General features: G+C 36.0%; 20 protein-coding genes. All 20 read left to right on the top strand.

The window, feature by feature from the left end:
• Positions 1-38 precede the first annotated feature (38 nt).
• The 20 genes from BCL90_RS10890 (at position 39) to BCL90_RS10790 (ending at position 23,001) form a co-directional block, all read left to right on the top strand.
• Entirely contained in the window at positions 39-1,271 is a 1,233-nt protein-coding gene (locus BCL90_RS10890; RefSeq protein WP_121284000.1) for a cytochrome c oxidase subunit II, read from the top strand.
• Positions 1,272-1,294: 23 nt separating this feature from the next.
• Entirely contained in the window at positions 1,295-3,175 is a 1,881-nt protein-coding gene (locus BCL90_RS10885; protein WP_208529786.1) for a cytochrome c oxidase subunit I, read from the top strand.
• A gap of 80 nt (positions 3,176-3,255) precedes the next feature.
• Complete coding sequence (locus tag BCL90_RS10880) at positions 3,256-4,314, top strand: COX15/CtaA family protein (RefSeq protein ID WP_121283998.1); 1,059 nt, start codon at positions 3,256-3,258, stop codon at positions 4,312-4,314.
• A gap of 12 nt (positions 4,315-4,326) precedes the next feature.
• Complete coding sequence (cyoE, locus tag BCL90_RS10875; protein WP_121283997.1) at positions 4,327-5,235, top strand: heme o synthase; 909 nt, start codon at positions 4,327-4,329, stop codon at positions 5,233-5,235.
• 15 nt (positions 5,236-5,250) lie between these two features.
• Positions 5,251-5,817, top strand: a complete 567-nt coding sequence (locus BCL90_RS10870) for a cytochrome c oxidase subunit 3 (RefSeq protein ID WP_121283996.1) — start codon at positions 5,251-5,253, stop codon at positions 5,815-5,817.
• A 31-nt stretch (positions 5,818-5,848) separates the two neighbouring features.
• Positions 5,849-6,562 (top strand): cytochrome c oxidase subunit 3, encoded by a 714-nt coding sequence (locus BCL90_RS10865; protein ID WP_121283995.1) that lies wholly within the window; start codon positions 5,849-5,851, stop codon positions 6,560-6,562.
• Between the two features lie 25 nt (positions 6,563-6,587).
• Positions 6,588-6,941 carry a cytochrome C oxidase subunit IV family protein gene (locus BCL90_RS10860; RefSeq protein ID WP_121283994.1) on the top strand — a complete coding sequence of 118 codons (354 nt, stop codon included), beginning with the start codon at positions 6,588-6,590 and terminating at the stop codon, positions 6,939-6,941.
• A complete protein-coding gene (locus BCL90_RS10855) occupies positions 6,941-7,636 on the top strand; it encodes an SCO family protein (protein ID WP_121283993.1) in 696 nt (231 codons plus the stop codon). Before BCL90_RS10860 ends, BCL90_RS10855 begins: the two co-directional genes overlap by 1 nt.
• A gap of 73 nt (positions 7,637-7,709) precedes the next feature.
• Positions 7,710-8,252 carry a DUF420 domain-containing protein gene (locus BCL90_RS10850; RefSeq protein WP_121283992.1) on the top strand — a complete coding sequence of 181 codons (543 nt, stop codon included), beginning with the start codon at positions 7,710-7,712 and terminating at the stop codon, positions 8,250-8,252.
• A 182-nt stretch (positions 8,253-8,434) separates the two neighbouring features.
• A complete protein-coding gene (locus tag BCL90_RS10845; protein WP_121283991.1) occupies positions 8,435-9,034 on the top strand; it encodes an RNA polymerase sigma-70 factor in 600 nt (199 codons plus the stop codon).
• A gap of 61 nt (positions 9,035-9,095) precedes the next feature.
• Entirely contained in the window at positions 9,096-10,253 is a 1,158-nt protein-coding gene (locus BCL90_RS10840; RefSeq protein ID WP_121283990.1) for a FecR family protein, read from the top strand.
• Between the two features lie 347 nt (positions 10,254-10,600).
• Positions 10,601-14,206, top strand: a complete 3,606-nt coding sequence (locus BCL90_RS10835) for a SusC/RagA family TonB-linked outer membrane protein (protein ID WP_121283989.1) — start codon at positions 10,601-10,603, stop codon at positions 14,204-14,206.
• 13 nt (positions 14,207-14,219) lie between these two features.
• Positions 14,220-15,710, top strand: a complete 1,491-nt coding sequence (locus BCL90_RS10830) for a RagB/SusD family nutrient uptake outer membrane protein (protein WP_121283988.1) — start codon at positions 14,220-14,222, stop codon at positions 15,708-15,710.
• Between the two features lie 11 nt (positions 15,711-15,721).
• Positions 15,722-17,086, top strand: coding sequence for a substrate import-associated zinc metallohydrolase lipoprotein (locus BCL90_RS10825; RefSeq protein ID WP_121283987.1), 1,365 nt, complete (start codon positions 15,722-15,724; stop codon positions 17,084-17,086).
• A gap of 72 nt (positions 17,087-17,158) precedes the next feature.
• A complete protein-coding gene (locus BCL90_RS10820; protein ID WP_121283986.1) occupies positions 17,159-18,517 on the top strand; it encodes a DUF4302 domain-containing protein in 1,359 nt (452 codons plus the stop codon).
• 467 nt (positions 18,518-18,984) lie between these two features.
• Positions 18,985-20,322, top strand: coding sequence for a hypothetical protein (locus BCL90_RS10810; RefSeq protein ID WP_121283984.1), 1,338 nt, complete (start codon positions 18,985-18,987; stop codon positions 20,320-20,322).
• A gap of 264 nt (positions 20,323-20,586) precedes the next feature.
• Positions 20,587-20,859, top strand: a complete 273-nt coding sequence (locus BCL90_RS10805) for a hypothetical protein (protein WP_121283983.1) — start codon at positions 20,587-20,589, stop codon at positions 20,857-20,859.
• Positions 20,860-20,863: 4 nt separating this feature from the next.
• Positions 20,864-21,262, top strand: a complete 399-nt coding sequence (locus BCL90_RS10800) for a DUF983 domain-containing protein (RefSeq protein WP_121283982.1) — start codon at positions 20,864-20,866, stop codon at positions 21,260-21,262.
• Positions 21,263-21,390: 128 nt separating this feature from the next.
• Positions 21,391-22,053, top strand: a complete 663-nt coding sequence (locus BCL90_RS10795; RefSeq protein ID WP_121283981.1) for a DUF2461 domain-containing protein — start codon at positions 21,391-21,393, stop codon at positions 22,051-22,053.
• A gap of 108 nt (positions 22,054-22,161) precedes the next feature.
• The gene (locus tag BCL90_RS10790) at positions 22,162-23,001 is read left to right on the top strand and encodes an OmpA/MotB family protein (protein WP_121283980.1); all 840 of its coding nucleotides are present in this window, start codon (positions 22,162-22,164) and stop codon (positions 22,999-23,001) included.
• Positions 23,002-23,270: the final 269 nt, after the last annotated feature.

Raw genomic sequence — 23,270 nt, 5'->3', positions numbered from 1 at the left:
TATTATAATTAGCAGTACAGCGTACTACTTTTAAGAAAATGAGTTTAAGAAAGTTTATAACGAATAAAACGACCGCAGCTTTAGCAGTATTGATTACTGCTTTTGCAAACACTAGCGTATTTGCGCAAGATGCAGCAGCAGGTGCTGCCGCGGCACCGAAGGTTGATATGGGCGAGGTTTATAAATCGGTAATATTTTATATTCTGGTTTTCCTTGCTGTATGCTTGTTCATTGCCATTATTGGTAAAGCAATAAAAGTATATGAGTTAAGCCGCGAAGCACAAGGTAAACCTGTTGGTATTAACTGGAATGGGGTACACGCAAGTTTATTTGCGTTGTTTTTAGTGATCGGTTTGTATGGTGTATATTGGGAATATACAGTGCATGGATCAATGTTACTTCCGGCTGCAGCATCTGAGCACGGAAAGAAAATTGATGAGATGTTTAATTTAACATTAATCATTACCACTATTGTATTTGTAGCTACACACATCTTATTATTCGGATTTTCTTATATCTATAAATACTCTGCTAAAAGAAAAGCTTACTATTACCCACACAATAATACAATCGAAAAAATCTGGACAATCGTTCCGGCTTTAGTATTAACCGTTTTGGTATTAATGGGTTTCTTAACCTGGAGATCTATTTTCTTTAAAGTTGAAGACCCAAACCACAAGCCATTACAAATTGAAGTTACTTCTGAGCAGTTTAAATGGTCTATCCGTTATCCTGGTGCTGATGGAATAGTTGGTAACAAAAACTACAAGTTAACTACATCTAGCAACACACTGGGTATCGATTTTAAAGATATCAACTCTCGTGATGATGAAATGGCAGATGAGATGGTGCTTCCAGTAGGCAAACCAGTTAAACTTATTTTGACCAGTAAAGACGTAATTCACAGTTTTTATATGCCGCACTTTAGGGTACAGTTAAATACCGTACCGGGTATGAGAACGATATTTGAGTTTACGCCTACAAAAACTACTGCAGAAATGCAGCAAGAGACTAACGATCCTAACTTTAACTACCTTTTCTTATGTGCTAAAATTTGTGGTGCAGGTCACTACAATATGCAAAAAGTGGTACGGGTAGTTTCTGAGGCCGAGTACAAAACTTGGATTGCAGAGCAAAAAACATACTTAAACGACGATTTAAGAAAACAATTTAATTTGCCAGTGGCACCTGCACCTGTAAAATCAGTAGCAGATTCAGCAGCTAAAGATTCAGCAGCTGTAAAAACTAACCAAATGGCTTTAAATAAATAATATTAAGCAGGAGCGAAAGAATTATGTCAACAATAGCATTACACGACGAACACAATCACGATCACGCTGATCATGGGCATCATAAAGAGACTTTGATTTCAAAGTACATCTTTAGTATGGATCATAAAATGATTGCCAAGCAATTTTTGATTACCGGTATTATTATGGCGGTAATAGCAATGGGCTTATCAATTTTATTCCGTATTCAATTGGCATGGCCAGATCAAAACTTCCCTTTCTTAGAAACATTTTTAGGTAAGTGGGCTGAAGGCGGTCGTATTAAACCCGACTTTTACCTGGCTTTGGTAACCATTCACGGTACCATTATGGTTTTCTTTGTATTAACCGCCGGATTAAGTGGTACATTTAGTAACTTATTGATCCCACTTCAGATCGGTGCAAGAGATATGGCTTCGCCATTCTTAAACATGCTTTCATACTGGTTTTTCTTTATGGCCTGTGTGATCATGATGTCATCATTCTTTATCCAAACAGGTCCTGCATCGGGTGGTTGGACGGTTTATCCGCCGCTTTCTGTTGTTGCCAAGGCAATGCCAGGTTCAGGAATGGGTATGACTTTGTGGTTAATCAGTATGGTACTTTTCGTAGCATCATCTTTAATGGGTGGTATTAACTATGTAAGTACAATTTTAAACATGCGTACTAAAGGTATGGACCTTTGGAAAATGCCATTAACCATCTGGGCTTTCTTTTTAACAGCTATTTTAGGTATCTTATCATTCCCTGTTCTTGTGGCTGGGGTAGTATTAATGGTATTTGACCGTAGTTTCGGTACAAGTTTCTACTTATCAGATATCGTAATGGGTACTGATATTTTACCAAATGAAGGTGGTTCTCCAATTTTATGGCAACACTTATTCTGGTTCTTAGGTCACCCTGAGGTATATATTGTAATTATGCCAGCATTGGGTATCTCATCTGAGGTTATCTCTGTAAACTCACGTAAACCGATCTTTGGTTACCATGCAATGGTTTACTCCCTAATTGGTATTACCGTATTGTCATTCATCGTTTGGGGTCACCACATGTTTGTAACCGGTATGAATCCATTGTTGGGTGGTGTGTTTATGATTACCACATTAATCATTGCTGTACCATCAGCAGTAAAAACATTCAACTATCTGGCTACATTATGGCGAGGTAATATCCGTTTCACTCCGGCAATGTTATTTGCTATTGGTTTAGTTTCATTCTTTATCTCTGGTGGATTAACCGGTATCTTCTTAGGAAATGCCTCATTGGATATCAACTTACACGATACTTATTTTGTTGTTGCCCACTTCCACCTGGTAATGGGATCTGCAGCAATCTTTGGTATGCTTGCAGGTGTGTATCACTGGTTTCCTAGAATGTTCGGTAGAATGATGAATGCTAAATTGGGATACTTACACTTCTGGTTAACTTTTATTGCAGCTTACCTGGTATTCTTCCCGCTTCACTTCTTAGGTTTAGATGGTGTACCTCGTCGTTACTATGCATTTACTGAGTTCGAATTCATGAAGAAATGGTTAACAGTTAACGTTTTTGTAACATGGGCAGCTATTATGGCAGCACTTGCTCAGGTAGCGTTTTTGTTTAACTTCTTCTATTCAATCTTTAAAGGAAAAGTTGCACCTCAAAATCCATGGGAATCTAACACATTAGAATGGACTGCACCTGTTGAGCACCTACACGGTAACTGGCCAGGAGAAATCCCGACAGTTTACAGATGGCCATACGATTATAGCAAACCAGGACATGATGCAGACTTTATTCCTCAAACTGTTCCTTTCTCGCAAACCATGAGCTCTAATTTACCTCACGATTTTGAAGGAAATCAAGAAGCAGAAAAAATACAACAAGATTGGGAACTAGCCAATCCTGTTGAAGAAAACAAAGGCTAGTTTAAGCTTAAAACAATTTTAAAAGGGGTATCTGATTAAGTTTCTGCTTATCCGGATACCCTTTTCATCTTAATAGATATATGGTCAGCAGATCAGAACAACGTTTCATTCGAATTAATCTTATAACCATCATAGTTACGCTATTGGTTATACTTGCCGGTGGTATTGTGCGCAGTACCGGATCAGGCATGGGATGCCCGGATTGGCCGAAATGTTTCGATCGTTACATTCCGCCAACAGATGTATCTCAGCTTCCTGCCAACTATAAAGAAAAATATGTTGCAGGCAGGTTAAAAAAGAATGAAAAGTTTGCCAGGTATTTAGAAAGCATGGGCAAAGTAGCCTTAGCTGATAGTATCAGGCACGATCAGAGCATTACTGTACCCGAAGAGTTTAATCCGGCTAAAACCTGGACGGAGTACTTAAATCGCTTAGCTGGGGTAGCAGCTGGAATATTCCTGTTTTTAACAGCCGTTTATTCTTTTACTTACCGTAAAACAGCAAAACGGATTATTTTGCTAAGTATCCTGAACATTTTTGTAGTAGGTTATCAGGCTTGGTTAGGTTCAATAGTAGTATCTACCAATCTGGCACAATGGGTAGTAACGGTACACATGCTTTTAGCACTGGTTATTTTGGCAATATCAATTTACACATATAATTATGCGAAACAGCTGAATAAAGCACCTTCGGTAATTATGTATAGGATACTATGGCTGAAAGGTTTTTTGTTCTTTACATTAGTAGTCAGTATTATTCAGATCGTTTTGGGTACTGATGTGAGGGAAGCCGTTGATGTAATTGCGAAATCTTTGGCCTATAGTGGAAAAGCATTATGGATATCGAAGGTTGGAAGTGTTTTTTCTTATCACCGCGATTTGGCTATATTGGTAATAATCACCAATGGTGTGGTTTATAAAATGGTTATTGATCGTTTTAGTGGTAAAGCTGCTCCATTGTTAACAGCAAGATTTATTTTAATTACGCTTTTAGTTCAGTTATTAAGTGGTTTAGCTTTAGCATACATTGCTTTTCCTCCGGCAGCACAGGCATTACATATTTTGTTCTCTACGCTGTTGTTTAGTTTACAGTTTTACCTGTACTTATTGGTTTACAGAACAAGTACATATAAACAATAATATTTAAGAAAATTGAAGCAATATCTTTCAGATTTTTCTAAGCTTATAAAATTCAGACTATCGTTTACGGTGGTGTTTTCGGCGTCGATCTCTTTTTTGATCGGACAGAAAATGCAAGTAGGTAGAGGCCATATTTCCAGCATTGATTGGGGAAACTGGTTAATCTTAATTGCTGGTGGCTTTTTGGTAACTGCTGCTGCAAACTGTTTTAACGAAATTATAGAGAAAGATCTGGATAAATTAATGTCAAGAACCAAAGATCGTCCTATGCCAGCGGGTAGAATGACTACTGGACAAGGGCTGATTCTAGGTGTGTTTATGGCTTTTTTGGGTACCTGGTTATTGGGCAGATTAAATTTAGAAACTGGTTTACTTTCTGTGTTTTCAATACTGTTATATGCTTTTGCCTATACGCCATTGAAAAGAAAATCGCCAATAGCTGTTTTTGTTGGTGCTATTCCCGGTGCTTTACCACCGCTTATTGGTTATTTGGCGGCATTTGGAAGTTTAAAAGCCGAAATGTTCCACGAAATTGATTATTATATTGCAGGAATTTTATTTCTAATCCAGTTTGTATGGCAGTTTCCTCATTTTTGGGCAATTGCATGGGTTTTGGATGATGATTATAAAAAAGCAGGTTTTAGATTATTGCCTACAAAGAAAAGAGATAAAACATCAGCTCTCCTTACCTTTTTAAGTACGCTAATTTTAATACCTGTAAGTTTATTGCCAACCATTTATGGATTTGGCGGTTATTACATTGCCGGTTTATCTTTAATAGCAGGACTTATTTTTAGCTGGCTGGCTTTTAAACTTTTAATGAGCAGAGACTTGGCCGATGCCAGGAAAGTAATGTTCTGTTCGTTTTTTTACATCCCGGCGGTACAGTTGGGCTTATTATTAAATTTTATAGCAAAATAATTTATGGTGCTAACAATGGAAAAGATGCAGGATACGTTTGACCCTAAACCAAGGAAATTTATTGTTTGGTTATTTGTCGTATCATCAACAATCATGTTTGGAGGCTTTACCAGTTATTATCTGGTATTTGCTGCTTCAAAAGGAAAGGGACACGGTTTAGTGTTGCCTGATGCTTTTATTTATTCTAGTTTGGTAATTATTGCCAGTAGTATCACCTTGGTGTTGGCATCAAAGGCTTTAAAGAAACTGAACTTTAGCTTACAGCGCAATATGCTGTGGATCACCGTAATATTAGCTATTGCGTTTGGTGTAATGCAGTTTAATGCCTGGGGAAGTATGGTAAGAACCGGAGCAACCCTGGTAGGAAATAACGCAGCTATATCATTTATTTATGTAGTATCTGGCATGCACTTATTACACATTATTGGCGGTGTTGGCCTTATTATTAATGCTTTAGCAGGTAGCTACAAAAGCCTGCCTATTGCGAAAGTCCAGTATAGAATGGAAATTGCTTCTATTTTTTGGCATTTTATAGATATATTATGGATATATCTGTATGTTTTTTTACTTTTGAACCGTTAAATTTGTTAACAAACTATTATACTATTTCCAAATGAATGCAGTATCACAATTAGATCAAGTTAAAACCGGACCATGGAATGGTGGTCGTTCTCCGTGGTCGGTAGAATATGGTAAAATCATGATGTGGTTTTTCCTCTTATCAGATGCTTTTACCTTTTCATCATTATTGATCTACTACGGCGCTCAGCGTTTTTCTAAATTAACATGGCCAGCTCCAGATAAAGTTTTCCAATCTATTCCAGGTATTGCCGAACACGGTGCACCATTGGTTTTCGTTGGTATCATGACTTTTATCTTAATCATGAGCTCGGTAACGATGGTTTTAGCGGTAGAGGCAGGTCACAGACGTGCTAAAAAGGAAGTTATCGGCTGGATGATTGCAACCATTATTGGTGGTTTCATGTTCTTAGGCTGTCAGGCAATTGAGTGGACTCACTTACACCACGATGGTTTTTGGTGGGGACATATTCCTTCTGCTGAAGAGTTAAAACACTTTTTCCTTAAGCCTGAAGATGTTTCTTTAGTAGCTGCGCAACAATTTGCAAACTTATTTTTCACCATTACCGGTTTCCACGGTTTCCACGTATTTAGCGGTGTTGTAATCAACATTATTATCTTAATCATGACGATAAACGGAACTTTCGAAAGAAGAGGCCACTATTTAATGGTAGAGAAAGTTGGTTTATACTGGCACTTCGTAGATTTAGTTTGGGTGTTCGTATTTACATTCTTCTATTTGGTTTAATTTATCATATTATAAAAATATTTCTATGTCAGAGCACACACATACAACAGAAGAACACGGACACGAAGAGCACGCAGGTTTATCAAAAGGTAAAATCTGGAAAGTATTCGGAATCCTTTTATTAATTACGGTAATTGAATTTATCATTGCGTTGGTATTCATTCCTAAAGGATATATGACCCAGCATGTAGGTAATTATATTTATATCGGTTTAACTTTGTTGAAAGCATTTTATATTGTAGCTTATTTCATGCACTTAAAGTATGAGAAACTGGGCTTACAGTTAGCCTTAACAGTATCGTTCATTTTTATTATTTACTTTATTGTTTTAATGCTGATAGAAGGTGGGTTTTTAAACATCCACATGATGAACCATTAATGAAAAGAAACCCTATAAAAAAGGTAATAATCCTGGTAAGCATTTTAGCTATACCGGGATTTTTGTTTTTTTACTTATTGCCGCACTTTGCAAAAAACAGGTATAAGAGTTTACCCATCTTTGGAGAAAAGGTTGTTGCCGCAACTTTTCATACTGTAAAGGGCAAGAAGATACCCGATACCATTTACCATCAGGTTCCTGATTTTAAACTCGTAAACCAGCATAGCGACACGGTTAGCTGGAAATCGTTTGAAAACAAGATTGTGGTCTTAAACTTATTTCATACCGGAGCGAAGAAACAGCAGGCAAGCAAATACATCAAACAACTATCCGACGGCTATGAACAGAAGCCCCTGGTTAAATTTGTAAGCCTATCTGTTGATCCGGCTGATACAGATTTAATCAAAAATTTTGCAGCTAATTTTAAAGCAAAAGAAGGTAAATGGGACTTTTTAGCTGGCGATACTGCGCAAACCTATCCACTGATCAGGCAAGGCCTGTTGCTTGATGTAATAGCAAATGAGTCCAATGGAAAGAACAGCTTTATATTTAGCAATAAGATAGTACTGATTGATAATTTACACCGTATACGGGGTATTTATGATGCAGATAGCGCTGAAGCAAATGCCAAGTTGGAGGATGAAATAAAAGTACTTATTGCTGAATATCTAAGGAACGTTAAAGATGGTAGGTAGTTTGTTTATCGGTTAGCGTTTGGAGTCAGAAGTCGATACAAAATAATTTAATATAAAAGAGATTTAAAAACTCATGGAAAATAGCCCTATTGAGAAAAAATATAACAAGTGGATCATTATTCTTTCTATCCTTATACCTGTAGCTGTAGCCTTTTTATTTGTGGTAAAGTTAAAAGATTTGGGTATTGATGCACCGACCTTGCCTTTTTTGCCACCAATATACGCTACCATAAATGGGATCACAGCCATACTATTGGTAATTGCGGTTTGGGCAATAAAAAATGGAAAGATACAATTGCACCAAAATTTAATGAAAACAGCCATAGGTTGCTCTTTATTGTTTTTAGTAATGTATATCGCATACCATATGACTACACCTTCTACTAAGTTTGGAGGGGATGGTGCAATAAAATATGCTTACTTCTTTATTCTATTAACACATATCTTATTGTCAATTGCGATTATTCCCCTGGTTTTGATTACCTACGTGAGGGCTTTAGCCGAGCGTTTTGATCGTCACAGAAAAATTGCACGGATCACATTTCCGTTGTGGCTGTATGTTGCTATAACTGGTGTGGTGGTTTATTTGATGATTTCGCCATATTATCAATACTAAAGATATATTAATAATGAAAAATTTGAAAAGCCTTACTTAAAAACGTAAGGTTTTTTTGGTTATAGGAATTTTGCTTGCACAAGATATTTGCTTTAACCCATTTTTTTTTTCACTTTTATGTATATTATATCACACAAAGGGATTCATATACTTTGTATATGAATATACCAATCGACTAATTTATGGCGCAAGGAAGGATAGAAGATGAACGTAAGCTTATAGAAAAAATCGTAGAGGGAGATGAGCAGGCCTTTTCTGTTTTATTCTTTAAATATCTTCCTGTACTCCACATTTTTGCTACTAAGTTCACCAAGTCTGATGATGCTGCCGAAGAAATTATTCAGGATGCATTTTTAAGAGTCTGGCTAAATCGCGATAAATTAGCAGAAGTAGATAATGTGAAGGCCTATCTATATAAATATGTTTCTAACGAATGTTTAAGCTACCTGCGTAAAAAATTAAAAGAAGATAAGGTTGTTGATGCATTTACTGCTAAACAACAAAATAGTCATAATAATACTGTAGAAACTATTAATTTAAATGAGGTAACGAAAATTATTGCTATAGCGGTAGATAAATTACCCGATCAGCGGAGAAATATATATCAATTGAGTAGGCGAGATGGCAAAACTATACCTGAAATCGCAGAAATACTTAATATTTCTCCTAATACAGTTAAAAACGCCCTTGTAATTGCCTTAAAATCCATACGTATACACCTTGATCAACACGGAATTGTGTTGTTTTTCCCAATTGTTTTTTTCTTTTTGAGAATAAAATAGAAAAAATTAATATTCCGATAGTCCTAATTTTCTTTTGCTGCTTCTTAGTATCAGAATCTTTATGGAACGTATACATTATCTATTACAACAGTTTACAGCTAAGACCTTAAGTCAGTCCGAAAAGGACGAACTTTTAGTTTTGGCCGAAAACAGCACATCACTACTTTCTGACGAAATCGTGAAAATGATTATCGCAGAAGAAGCGAATGTAGTTAATGTTGATGAGGGGAAATGGAATCCTGTTCTCAATAAAATTCTGACAATAGACAAGCCAACCCGGTCGCCTAAGCGAATTTTAATGAATAGTTTAAAATGGGCTGCCGCTGCTGTTGTTTTTATTGCATTTTCTTTAACCGCTTACCTCTCTCTGCAAAAAAAGAAAGAGCATGTTTTTGCTACTGATATAGCGCCCGGAAAAAATAAAGCTATTCTTACCCTGGCTGATGGAAGGAAAATTTCACTTTCAGATGCGATGAAAGGCGATATAGCCAAAGAAGCCGGTTTCTCTATCACTAAAACTGCCGATGGCCAGTTGGTATATAATGTTGCCGGATCTGAAAATGTAAATGATACCAGATTAAATACTATCTCTACCCCAAATGGCGGCGAGTGGAAAATCCAGTTACCTGATGGTTCTACGGTTTGGCTAAATGCAGCTTCTTCAGTTCAGTACTCACTAAATATTGGAACCGCAAAACAGCGTGTAGTTAAACTAGACGGTGAAGCTTATTTTGAAGTCGCTAAAAATGCAGCACATCCTTTTATTGTAGAAACGGATAAACAAGCTGTTGAGGTATTGGGAACACACTTTAACATCAATAGCTATAAAGATGAAAAGGTAACTAAAACTACTCTGTTAGAAGGAAGTGTACGTGTTTCTCACAAAAGCACCAATGAGAGCGAAGTACTTAAACCCGGAGAACAATCCCTGGTATCTGTTTCGGGTATTGCCATAAAAGAAGTCGATGTTGAAGAAGCAATAGCGTGGAAAAAGGGCTATTTTATGTTTAATAACGAAAGGCAGGAAAGCATTTTACGTAAAGTTGCCCGTTGGTATAATGTAGAAATAGAATATGCCGATCCTGCTGCAAAAGATGTAATGTATTACGGAACGGTAAGCCGTTTCGAAAAAATATCAAAAGTACTGACCAAGTTTGAACAAACAGGGGAGGTGCATTTTGATATTAAAGGCAATAAATTAATTGTTCACAAGGAATAAATGATAACAGATGAAGGCATAACTAACCTTTATCTCTAAAAATAAACAACTTAATCAACCTTAACCTAACCCATGCAAACTATGAATAGACCTCAACAAGCCTCCTGACGATTCAAAGATAAATGAATAATAAAAGGAGTGCTTAAAACACCCCCTTTATTATCTGTTTAGCTATTCCGTAACCGGAATCGATTAAAAATCAATTATTTCTTGGATAACCCGCGAAACGCTTTTTGGCGTCCAAACTTCATTGCGCTTCGCAAAAAAAAACAGACTATTAAATGTACAAAATTTATATTGAAATTTTATGTACGCATCGACGCTACATACCTAAATTGCTATTAATTATGAAGTTAGTTACGGTCATACTGCTTGCCTCTTTAATGCAGGTAAGTGCAGCTTCATTTGGCCAGCTGGTTACATTAAAAGAAAAAAATGTAACCTTAGAAAAGGTTTTTAAAGAGATCAGAAAACAATCTGGTTATGATGTTCTTTTATCAACCAATAAAATTAAAACCTCAACCACTTTAAATGTTGACTTTAACAGCTTAACGGTTGAAGAGGTAATGAACAAAATTGTTTCTGGCAGAGACCTTAGCTATGCTATTGAGGATAGAACGGTTCTGATTACTGTAAAAGAAAAATCAGTATTTGATAAGGTTTTGAGCTATTTTGTTGCTGTAAAGGTAACCGGAAGAGTGAGGGATAAAAACGGAGCCGCACTGCCTGGAGTGAGTGTAAAGGAAAAAGGGGTAGCCAATGCGGTATCTACCAGCGGTAACGGAGATTTTGCTATTTCGGTTAAAGAAGGTGCTACCTTGGTTTTTAGCTATGTTGGCTACAAAACACTTGAAGTAGAGGTAGGAAGTAAAACAGTAATCAATGTTACTTTAGAAGAAGATGCAGCCCAGTTAAAAGAGGTAAACGTAGTATCTACAGGTTATCAGGAACTGAATAAGAAACTCTTTACCGGATCTTCAACTAAGTTAAAGGCCGTAGATGTGCAAAGAAATGGTGTACAGGATATTAGTCGCATGCTTGAAGGGCAGGTAGCCGGTGTATCAGTACAAAACGTATCAGGTACATTTGGTGCTGCACCAAAAATCCGTATCCGTGGAGCATCTTCATTAAATGGAGATAACAAGCCTCTTTGGGTAGTAGATGGTATCATGCTTGAAGATTTAGTGAATGTATCAAACGAGCAATTATCAAGTGGTGATGCTTCAACGTTGATCGGATCATCAGTTGCCGGATTAAACTCAGATGATATTGAGAGCTTTGAAATTTTAAGAGATGCAGCAGCTACAGCTATGTATGGCGCAAGAGCAATGAATGGTGTTGTTGTTGTAACTACAAAAAAGGGTAAAAACACAGAAGGTAAACCAATAGTATCTTACTCAGGTAACTTTACCACCTATTTAAAACCGAATTATAACCAGTTCGATATTATGAATTCTGCAGATCAGATGCAGGTTTATTTAGATATGGAAAATAAGGGATGGCTTAGACATTCGGATGTATCAAAAGCTGCAAGCGGTGGAGTATACCGTAAAATGTATGATTCGATGTATGATTATAATCCTGCAACGGATCAGTTCGCTTTGAGAAATGATGCCCCAAGTCGTCTTCAGTTTTTAAATAGATATGCCAATGCAAATACCGATTGGTTTGATGTATTGTTCCGCAACTCGTTAATGCAGGATCATTCTGTAAGCATCATGGCAGGAACGAACAAATCTAAATTTTATGCCTCTACCAGTTTTTTAAATGATAATGGCTGGACAGTTGGTGACGGTGTAAAAAGATTTACCGGCATGTTAAGGGGGAATTTTGATATAACAGACCGTCTTCAGATCGAAATCCTATCTCAGGGATCAATCCGTGATCAACGTAGTCCAGGTACTAACAATCAGGAAAATAATGAAGTATTAGGTCAGGTAGACCGTGATTTCGATATTAATCCTTTTAATTATGCCTTAAGAACCAGTAGAACGCTTACGCCATATGATGTGAATGGAAACAGAGAGTATTTTGTTCAAAATTATGCACCATTTAACATCCTGCAGGAATTAGAAAACAATAGTATTAAAACCACATTAATCGATCTGAAAATTCAGGGCGGTGTAAAGTATAAAATTATCGACGGCCTTAAATATTCATTTACTGGTGCATATCGTTATGTTAAATCTGATCAGGAGCATAGCATTACTGAATACTCAAACGCGGCGAACGCCTACCGTGCTTATGGTAATAGTAATGTGATAGAAAATAACAGGTTCTTGTACAGAGACCCTTCGAAGCCGGGATCTTTACCAAGCATAGTATTACCTGAAGGAGGTTTTTATAATGTGACTTCTAACGGTTTAGTAAATTATTTCATGCGTCACGATTTGGAATATGATAAAGTATTCAATGAAGATCACTTATTCAATGTTTTAGGTGTGGTAGAAATGAGATCCAACGATAGGCAGAACCGTTTTAGTAATGGTATCGGCTATCAGTTCGATAACGGCGGGGTTCCATTTATTAATTCCGATTACTATCAGCAGGCTATTGAAGCGAATTCATACCCTTATGGAATGGGAAAAAATTATGACCGTTTCCTTTCATACGCATTAAAGGCCGCTTATTCTTACAAAGGAAAGTATAGTTTTAATGCAACTGGCCGTTATGATGGATCCAATCTATTGGGAGAGTCTCCTACTGCAAGATGGTTGCCTACCTGGAACGTATCAGGAGCCTGGAATATTCATGAAGAAGATTTCTTTAAACAGCAAAGTATTTTAAATAGAGCAACGATCAGAGCAACTTATGGTTTAACTGCAAGTACAGCCAATGCTAAAAACTCAAGCTTAATTTTACGTAATCAAACAACGAGAAGAACTGACGATATTGATAAAGAATCATCAATCTATATTGATGCTTTAGAGAACTCTCAGTTGACTTGGGAAAAAACGTATGATACCAACTTGGGTTTCGATATGGGCTTTTTTAAAGATCGCTTATCGCTATCAATAGATTTGTATAGACGTAATGGATTTGATTTAATTGGTCAATTTCCAACCGCAGGTATTGGTGGTCAGGGATTAAAAGATGCCAATTATGCTGATATGAAATCAAAAGGTATCGAATTTACGTTAAATGCAAGGGTAATTAATCAGGATAAATTTAAATGGAGTACTAATTTAAACTTTGGCTACCACAAAGGTGAAGTGACCAGATTAGATTATGAACCTAATATTTTTAGATTAGTTACACCTAGCGGTGGCTATAGATTAGGCTATCCGCAAAGTGGATTATTCTCTATAGTGTTTGATGGTTTAGATCATAATACAGGCGTGCCGACATTTATTGATGAAAATGGTAATAAGAAGGCTACAGAAGTTTATTTTCAGAGTAACAATTTACAATATTTAAAGTACGAAGGCCAGGTTGATCCTAAAATTACCGGTGGTTTTTCAAATAAATTCAGTTATGGAAATTTTAGCTTATCAGCTTTGGTTACTTTTAGTGCAGGTAATGTTGTAAGATTAAATCCTAATTTTAGTGATCGTTATACCGATCTAACCGCAACTTCTAAAGAATTCTTAAACCGCTGGACACAGCCAGGCGATGAGCTATTAACAGATGTGCCATCAATTGCTGACCGGTTTGTTATTGGAAATTTCGCTGGTACCGAAAAACCTTACAATGCCTATAATTACTCTACCGTTCGCGTTGCAGATGGTGGTTTTGCGCGATTGAAACAAGTAATGTTATTCTATCAGTTGCCAAAAATATGGGCATCTGCTATAGGAGCAACAAATGCTTCAGTAGGTTTTGTAGGTAATAACGTTTGGTTAATATATTCAGATAAAAAGTTGAACGGTCAAGATCCTGAGTTTTTTGGTTCAGGAGGAGTTGCATTGCCAATTCCACGTCAATATACTTTATCGTTAAAAGTTGGTTTTTAGTTAATAACAAATAATGAAAACATTAAAATATTATACACTGGCTGCCGTAATGATTATTGCCGGAACCAGTTGCAAGAAATTTCTGGAAACAAGTCCAGATTTGAGGACGCAGTTAAATTCTAAAGAAAAGGTTGCCCAATTGCTAGTTTCTGCATATCCAAAGGCAGAATACCTCTCTTTTACAGAAAATTCTTCTGATAATGCTGAAGATAAAGGGCCAAGAACAGATTATTCTCCGGTTTCAACAGAGTTAGCGTGGACCAGTGCCTATTTTTGGCGCGATTTCCAAAATGGAGTGGAGATAAGCGGCTCAACTGATGATTATTGGAATAAAACTTATCTGGCTATTGCGGCAGCTAATACTGCCCTACAGTATATAGATAAACATCCTGGTGAAACTGATTTATTGCCATACAAAGGCGAAGCACTAATGGCGAGGGCTTATGCACATTTTATGTTGGTAAGCTTGTATGCTAAAGTATATAAACCGGGGCAGGCAAACGATTCGCCTGGAGTACCTTTTGTAACCGATCCTGAAATTGAAGTTTCCCCACAATACAAAAGAGGTACTGTTGCAGAAGTATATGCAAAAATAGAACGCGATTTAACTGAAGGTTTACCGCTTATCAATAATTCTGTTTATAAAACTGCACAAAAATATCACTTTAGTCTCAATTCTGCCAATGCATTTGCTGCAAGGTTCTATCTGTTTAAAGGTAACTACGATAAGGTAATTGAACATAGTGGAAAAGTATTGCTGGATAATGCGCAAGCTAAAGGAATGTTGAGGCCATGGAACAGTACTTATCTGCCTTACATTGCGGCCGCTTTAAGAACAGCATTTACGCAATCTTCACAAAATTCTAATTTGCTGATGGGAGAAGCTAATTCAATTTGGGGAAGGAACTTTTATATCAGATATGGTCTGGGAAAAGTAATCAGTAATACTATTTTGTTAGGTCCAAATATTACCGGAGGTAATTATTCATATAAGCCAACCCCTTATGTTGAACCTTATTACGACAGCTGTAAGTTTTCCGAACTATTCTTTGAAAGTAAAATTGGTTCAGGTTTTGGACAGCCATATATTATGGTTCCGCTATTAACTTCTGATGAGTTGATTATGAACAGGGCAGAAGCTTATGCCTCAAAAAATCAGTATGATTTAGCATTGCAGGATATCAATACTTTCTTAAGTACAAGGATTACAAACTACAACTCATCAACACATGGTATTACCCTAGAGAAAATTTCTGCCTATTATGGCATTACTGACCCTAAAGCGGGTTTAATCAAGACTATTTTGGATCTTAAAAGAGCTGAGTTTATTTCAGAGGGTTTGCGCTGGTTTGATATTATCCGCCATGATTTGACGGTTAAGCATAGCGTTTTAGATGAAAATGGTGCAACTACTACAATTGAGCTTAAGGCTGATGATCCCCGTAGGGTTTTTCAATTACCAATTCCTGCAACTAAGGCAGGGTTAACTCTTAATCCTAGATAAATTATATAGAAATGAAAAAGATTTTTTTATGCCTTACGCTGTTAACTACAGTATTGGTGTCATGTAAAAAGGAGAAAGCACTTAATGTTGATATTACAAAATCTAATTTAGATACCTACGCGAAGGGAGAACTGGATAAATGGCTGGATGTAAACTTTTTAAATCCATATAATATAGAGGTTTTGTACCGTTTTGATCGGTACCAGGCCAGTATTGATAAGGAAGTTTCGCCAGTATTGGAAGAAAACGTGCAGCCAATAATGGAAGGCGTAAGTGCTGTATTTATAAAGCCCTATCTTGATGTAACAAATAAAGCCTTTCTTCTGCCTATTTTACCTAAAGAAATTGCACTCTTTGGTACAGGCGAATATTCTGATGAGCAGATTACATTGGGAACTGCAGATGCCGGAAGACAGATTAACCTTTACGAGGTGAATCAATACGATAGAAATAATAGATTTAGTGTTTTAGGAACTTTAGACAGGCCAGCTGCATTTCATACTATGCACCATGAATTTACCCATATTCTTAACCAGAATATACCAGTTCCGCCAGCGTTTGAAGCAATTTCTTCTAACTATATCGGCTCTGCCTGGGTTGGAGCTGGTAATCCTGCTTCGCTCGCAAAATCTTTAGGCTTTATAACCAGGTACTCTAGAAATAATAAGGACGAAGATTTTGCTGAGATGACCTCTACTTTGTTGGTTGAGGGACAAGATGTATTCGATGCTTATGTAAGTACCGCTACTGATCCTACAGCAATTGCCAAGTTGCGCAAAAAAGAACAGATGGTTGTTGATTATTTTAAGTCTGCTTTTGGTATCGATTTCAGGGCTTTACAAGCAAAGGTTAAGTTAGCAATGGAAACTTATGCGCCAGTAGTCATCACTCCACCTATCAGCAATTATAACGCAGGTTCTTACGGTGGATTTTTTATTGATAAAACCGCAACAAACCAGGGAACTGCTTATGTTACGGCATTTAATTCTACCAATACATTAACTACTGCAGGGGGTTACCCGATTCAGAATATTGTTGAACTCAGTTTTGTAAACAGGGCAGCCAATAGAACTGATATGGTGCTTAAAGTGAAAACAAATACTGCTGTGGAGTTTTGGTATAATTTAAGAGGAACAATTTCTGTATCTGGAAACACGGTAAAATATGCATTGGGAACCCCAGGTACTGCAACTCAATATTCTAATGGAACCGCATTTCAAACACGATTTAAACCATTATTAGATTATCTAACTACAAAAACGTTTGCGCTTAACTGGGTTGATACCATTGTTCCCAATTCGAAAGATGTATCGCTCGGTTTTTTTGATACATCTAATAATCAGCTTGGTTTTTATGGTACAATAATAAGAAACTAACAAATGGCATGTTTGATGAATTTTATATCATTCACGTAAAATAAAAGTGTTTTACTTTAAATAAGATTATACATGAAAAAAATATTTATAATAGGTTTTTTTGCATTACTTATTATTCAGGCTTGTAAAAAAGATCAAGAGTTAATTGATGGAAAACGGCCGGAAGAAAGAGTTGCAGAAAATTTGGAAAAGTACAGAAATGAACTAACCAGTAGCCCAAATGGTTGGGTGGCATATTTAGGAACAACCCTAGTTGGTGGCGGCTATAATTTTTATATGTCATTCGATAAAAACAATAGAGTGGTAATGCGGGCCGACTACAACAGCGATGTTGCCCTTGAAACAATAGAAAGCACCTATAGGGTAAAACAGGTATTGGCTCCTTCTTTGATTTTTGATACCTACACTCTGCTGCATTTATTACAAGATCCAGATCCAGGTTCTTTTGATGGAGATTACTCAGTAGGGTATGGATCTGATTTTGAATTTGAAATTAGAGAGCAGGTCGGTGATACCTTGAAATTGATTGGTAAAAAACGTAAGGCACCTCTTATTTTGGTAAAAGCTACAGTAGATCAGAAAGCATTTTATACCAGCGATAAATTTTCTGACAATATTGAGGGCATTAGCACTTTCTTAGCTGATAATCCGTTTACCTACATCTTAGATCCAAAAGATAATACTAAAAAAATACAGGTATCAATGAGCCCGGATGTTAGATCAAGATCTTTTGCGCTGATTTCTACAAACGCAGGCGAAATTATTACGAATTCGGGTGTGTTTTCATTCTCGGATGTTGGTGCTCGCTTAAATAAGCCAATAACACAGGGCGATGTTATATTTACTGGTTTAAGTTGGGATAATGTTGCCAAAAAACTTTTTATGGTTTCAAGTACTGGTACTAAAGTTGAGATACTTACATCTACTACGCCTATTTTGCCATTGCATCTTTTGTTAGGAGTAAGTTATTCATCTATAATTATTCCGAACGCTATAACTTATCCTGGATGGAACTCCGACTTTATTACAAGGAGGGCTTTAGCTAATCAAAGAACTAGTACAAATATTGTTGTTGGTTCTACACCAGTAACATTGGGTAATATGAGGTTTAACTTTAATTCTACAGCTAATACAATGGTATTGGTTTGGAATACTCCATACGGGGCAAGTTCGCTTAATTTAACATATCCATACACATTTACAAAAACAAATGATGGTATATATAAATTTACCATAGGCTCTGGTTTTGACAGTAATTCTTCTTTTATTTATAATCAAGCGGCTAAGCCTTTAGATCCAATATTGGCAGAAAGAATAAATGTGGATAATTTTAAACTAGATTATTTTATTAATCCTGCAAATGGAGCCATTTTAGGGCAATTTATAAGTGTGGAACACCCAGATTTTACTTTTTCTGGCATTTTGCAATAACACGAATTAACCTTAACCTCTCTGAAAGACCTCACCCTTTAGGGTGAGGTCTTTGATATAATTTAAAAATAACTTATGAAGAACATATTTTTAGCAAAGACATTGTTTTATATAAGCATATTCAATGGTTTGTACTTTTTCCTTGCTTTTAATGGTGTAATTCAAAAGCTTAATTCACCAATTGTTAATGCATTATTCGAGCTAATTACTATCCCATTAATAATTCTGCAATTAATTATATTCTTGCTTTCTTTATATAAGCAGTTTGTGAATGCTAAGCAAACTAGCTTTTTTTTGATAGGAACAATTCTCATATCACTTCTAATTTTTGTCTTCCTATTTATTACTAAATAGCTAAAGTAAAAGCTACTTTACGGTATTTTTTTAAGTTGAATAAATTCAACTTTGGGAAGAGGAAGCAGAAATGCAGATTATATCTTTTAACTATATAAATAACAACTACCAACATGAAAAAACGTATTATCTTACAACCTCAAATGATCAAAATTGTGTCTTCCTTTCTTGGGATTTTAACATTACTTTTTTGCATTAACGCATGCAGAAAAACTTCCTCAGATTCGGCGAATGAATATGGTAAAAATGATTTTGTCACTAAAACACACACAATAGATTACAACGCTAATGTAACGGACAGTATATTACATTTTAAAATAAAAATTTATGAAAAAAATGCTAATAGTAAACAGATAGATGAAACATTTGATGTTGATATTCGGAAAAATAGCTTTAATAAAAACATAGCTAATATTCTTAAAGAGAAATCAAGAAAAGATGAATACAATAAGCTCAATTCTGAAGAAGTTAGGGCTATTTGTAATGCTATTAAAGAAATGATTACCAGTATAATAAAGCCATTGTCACCCGATGAGATAAAAAGTCCGAAAATTCAAGGACTGTATTTAAGTTTATCCTTTGTTAGGAGATTATTAAATAATGAATCTGGATTGCCCATAAATCTTGCTGATAATATGCTCCCTAAAAAGGTGCTCAGTAGCAATGGAAATCCTTTTGATGCACCAAGTCAAATACCACATTTATATGAGCAAGATGTTTATGAAGGTACGACAATCGGTCTCTCTCCTTTTATTTTGAATGAAGATATTATCGTTAATAAAGAAGCCTTATTATTAGTTATTTCTCAAGATATTGTTTCTATGAATGAAGATAATAAAGGATTATACGTCTTTCAAGAAGTACTTAATAATATACTTCAGCCAACTTTTACACTAAAAGATTTTTTAAAAGAAATAGATACATACCGTGCCCTACATCCAGAGTTAATAGATAACATAGGAGGTTGGTGGCCTAGTGGTAGTGATCACGGCTGCTGTGGAAATTACGTTGGCGCATGTAAATTTTGGCATCCAATCTGTTATATCCATGATAAAATATGTAAAAGATGCACACCAAAATGGTTTTGTCTAGGTGGGTGTATTCCTGATAAGAATTCTATTGAATTTGGCCCACAACCCTTCACATTGATTGAAGATTTATCAACCGAACCAGAACAACCTGGTGAGAGTGCTGTATTAACCATCCCTGTTCCCTTACCTGATGTGATTTATTATACTACGGATTTAACAATAATTGGAACAGGTTCTGTTCCTTACCATGCCACCACTATATTTTACAATCCACTTGATAAGAAATATTATTCCGATGCTGCATTTCAGAATTTATTGCAAAGCGCATATTATATTTTACCGAATGATTATAGTTCTGGGAAGTATTATTCAATTTTTGATGGTAAGGTTGTATTAATAGATTACGCAAGTAATAATTAATTTAAGCATAGACCGTAGACTTAAATCGGAAGAACAAAGGGAAATTTGTTATAGAAATTATCGTTTCAGGTTTATAATTGATTTAGCATTTTACTTAGAAAGAATTTAATAGATTTCATATAAACTCTGCATTAAATTAATGGTGCACTTTACAAGCTATTTGGATAAGATAAATCTCCAGTAAACCTCACCCTAAAAAAGTGAGGTTTTTTTATGACATAATTTTTAAACCGCTCCATCCGTTTATTCCTATATTTGTAAACGATGAATAAGAAAGTAATTTTTATCCTGTTTGTTTTGGTATTTACCTTTGCGGTAAGCCCCAATGTTAATGCCCAATGTTCCATGTGTACCATTAATGCCGAACAAGGTGTTAAAAACGGGAATACACAAACTGCAGGCTTAAATACAGGCGTATTGTATCTTTTATCTATTCCCTATTTAATGGCTGTTATTGTTGGCGTAGTCTGGTATAAAAAATATCGTAAAAAGAATATCCATCTTAATATGAAAAAGGAACCTTTTAATTTAAATTAAAAGTATGTCTGAGCAAACTACCTCAAAACTTTACGCTATTGTACATTGTAAGTGCCCGCATTGCCGCAGGGGAGCTATTTTTACAGGCAGTATGTACGGCTGGAACATTCAGCATACCAAAGAAATTTGCGGGCATTGTGCACAACGCATAGAAATTGAACCTGGTTACTTTTATGCAGCGATGTATGTAAGTTATGCGATGAATGTAATCGAAATGCTTTTTGCCAGTTTTCTCACCTATTTAGTTTTTGGTCCGCTTACTGATGAAACTTTCTGGCCTTATCTGATTGTTATTTTTGCCGGCTGTTTTATCCTGTACCCGTTTAACTATCGATATTCAAGAATTATACTGCTCCATGTTTTATCGCCGAACATTAAGTATAAGCCATATTACGATAAGTAAGTAGGGAGTCAGAGGTCGGGATTCCGAAGTCATTAGGTAAATGTTGACTGTTGAAAATATTTGATGGACATTTAGCCTATTGACCATGAACGATCAGCCATTTTAAATATAATCTTCAATTTTTAGCAATGTTAAAAAAAGAAACCCTAAACTTTATAAAAGATGTTGCGGAAAACAACAACCGCGAATGGTTTGCTGCCAATAAAGATGTTTATGAAGCTGCAAAAGCCGATGTACTCGAACTTGTAGCAAAATTAATTCCCGAGCTGGCCAAGGTAGATCCACTGCTTTCGGCAGATGCTGATCCTAAAAAAAGCCTCTTACGCATTTACCGCGATGTGCGTTTCAGCAAAAATAAAGATCCCTATAAAAATAACTTTGGTATCTGGTTTTCGGCCAAAAGCAAAGGAGGTAACGAACCGGGTTATTACCTGCACATCCAGCCAGGAAAAAGCTTTATTGCCGGTGGATACTGGATGCCTGAAGCATCGCATTTAAAATTGATCAGACAGGAGATTGATTATAATATTGGCGATTTTAAAGAAATTATCAACGGCAAGGATTTTAAGAAAAACTTTAAACTAGGTGTCGATAATGCACTTAAAAATGCACCTAAAGGCTATGATCCTGCAGATCCAAACATCGAATTTTTAAAGCTGAAAAGCTTCGAAGCCACCACAAAAATCGATGATGAAGAATTTTTAAAACCGAACCTCGTTAATAAGTTGATAAGTTCTTTTAAAACAGTACAGCCATTAGTTGCATTTTTACGAAACGCAATAGAACAATAACTAATTAAAAATAACCAATTAGCAATGATCAAACAGAATACCTTCTTGATACTTGCTACTAAATACTTACTACTGAATACCATATACTAAACTCTTGAAACTTTAAACATGAAAAATACCTTTCTTGCCTTTGCCGTTCTCCTCTTTCTTTCTTCCCTAACTTCTTGTGTTGTATTATCTCCAAAAAAGTATAAAGCTTTGTTGGGAACCAAAGACTCTCTTTATACCGCATTTAATGAAGGTTTAATTAAAATCGAAAACCTTGAAAAAGAAGTAGCAAAATTGAAAAAGGACACTACATTAATGGCTGAAGAGCTTCGCGATTTGCAAAGTAATTACAACACTGTTGATGCGAACTATAAAAAACTTAAAAATAATTCTTCAAATGAGATCACCAAGCTATCGGGTGATTTAGCTGCCCGCGAGAAACGTTTAAAAGAAGTGGAAGAGGTGCTGCGTAAACGTGATGAAGCCACCAACTCACTCAAAGAGAAACTACAGCAGGCTCTATTGGGTTTTACCAAAAGCGGTTTAACTGTTGAAATTAAAAATGGGAAGGTATATGTTTCGCTAACCGATAAACTTTTATTCCCTTCAGGAAGTATCATCATTGATGAAAAAGGTAAACAGGCATTAACGCAATTGGCCAATGTATTAAAACAGCAGCCTGAAATTAACATTGCAGTTGAGGGACATACCGATAATCAGAAAATAAATAATCTGGGGCAGATTAAAGACAACTGGGATTTAAGTGTGTTGAGGGCTACTTCTGTTGTACGTTATTTAACAGAGAACGAAAAAGTAGAAAGTGTAAGGATGACGGCTACTGGTAAAGGTGAATTTCAACCCTTGGGTACAAATGCAAATGCAGATGGAAGAAGCAAAAACAGAAGGATAGAGATCGTGCTTTCTCCAAAACTGGATGAACTTTATAATTTGATTAAATAAGATAACAATAATTAATGAAGAACCTATTAGAATAATCATGTTTTTATGGTCAGGAAATGAAGGTGCAGCAGTTCCTGGCATTTTGCAGTCCCACCATTCACTTCAATCTTTTTGTGCCACTGTTATGCTGAGGTACGAATCATCTGTTCATAGGTTACAGATGCTTCGTACCTCAGTATAACAGCAGATTCAGGGTTGCTGCAACAAAAAGTATTTTCGCTGCTGTCGGGTTTAGGCACAAGGGTTTGTACACCCTAAAGCCTCAAAAA

Source organism: Pedobacter alluvionis (assembly GCF_003664035.1).
GTDB classification, from domain to species: domain Bacteria; phylum Bacteroidota; class Bacteroidia; order Sphingobacteriales; family Sphingobacteriaceae; genus Pedobacter; species Pedobacter alluvionis.
The sequence above is the reverse complement of the archived record's forward strand: the minus strand, read 5'-3'. Positions and strand labels throughout refer to the sequence as shown.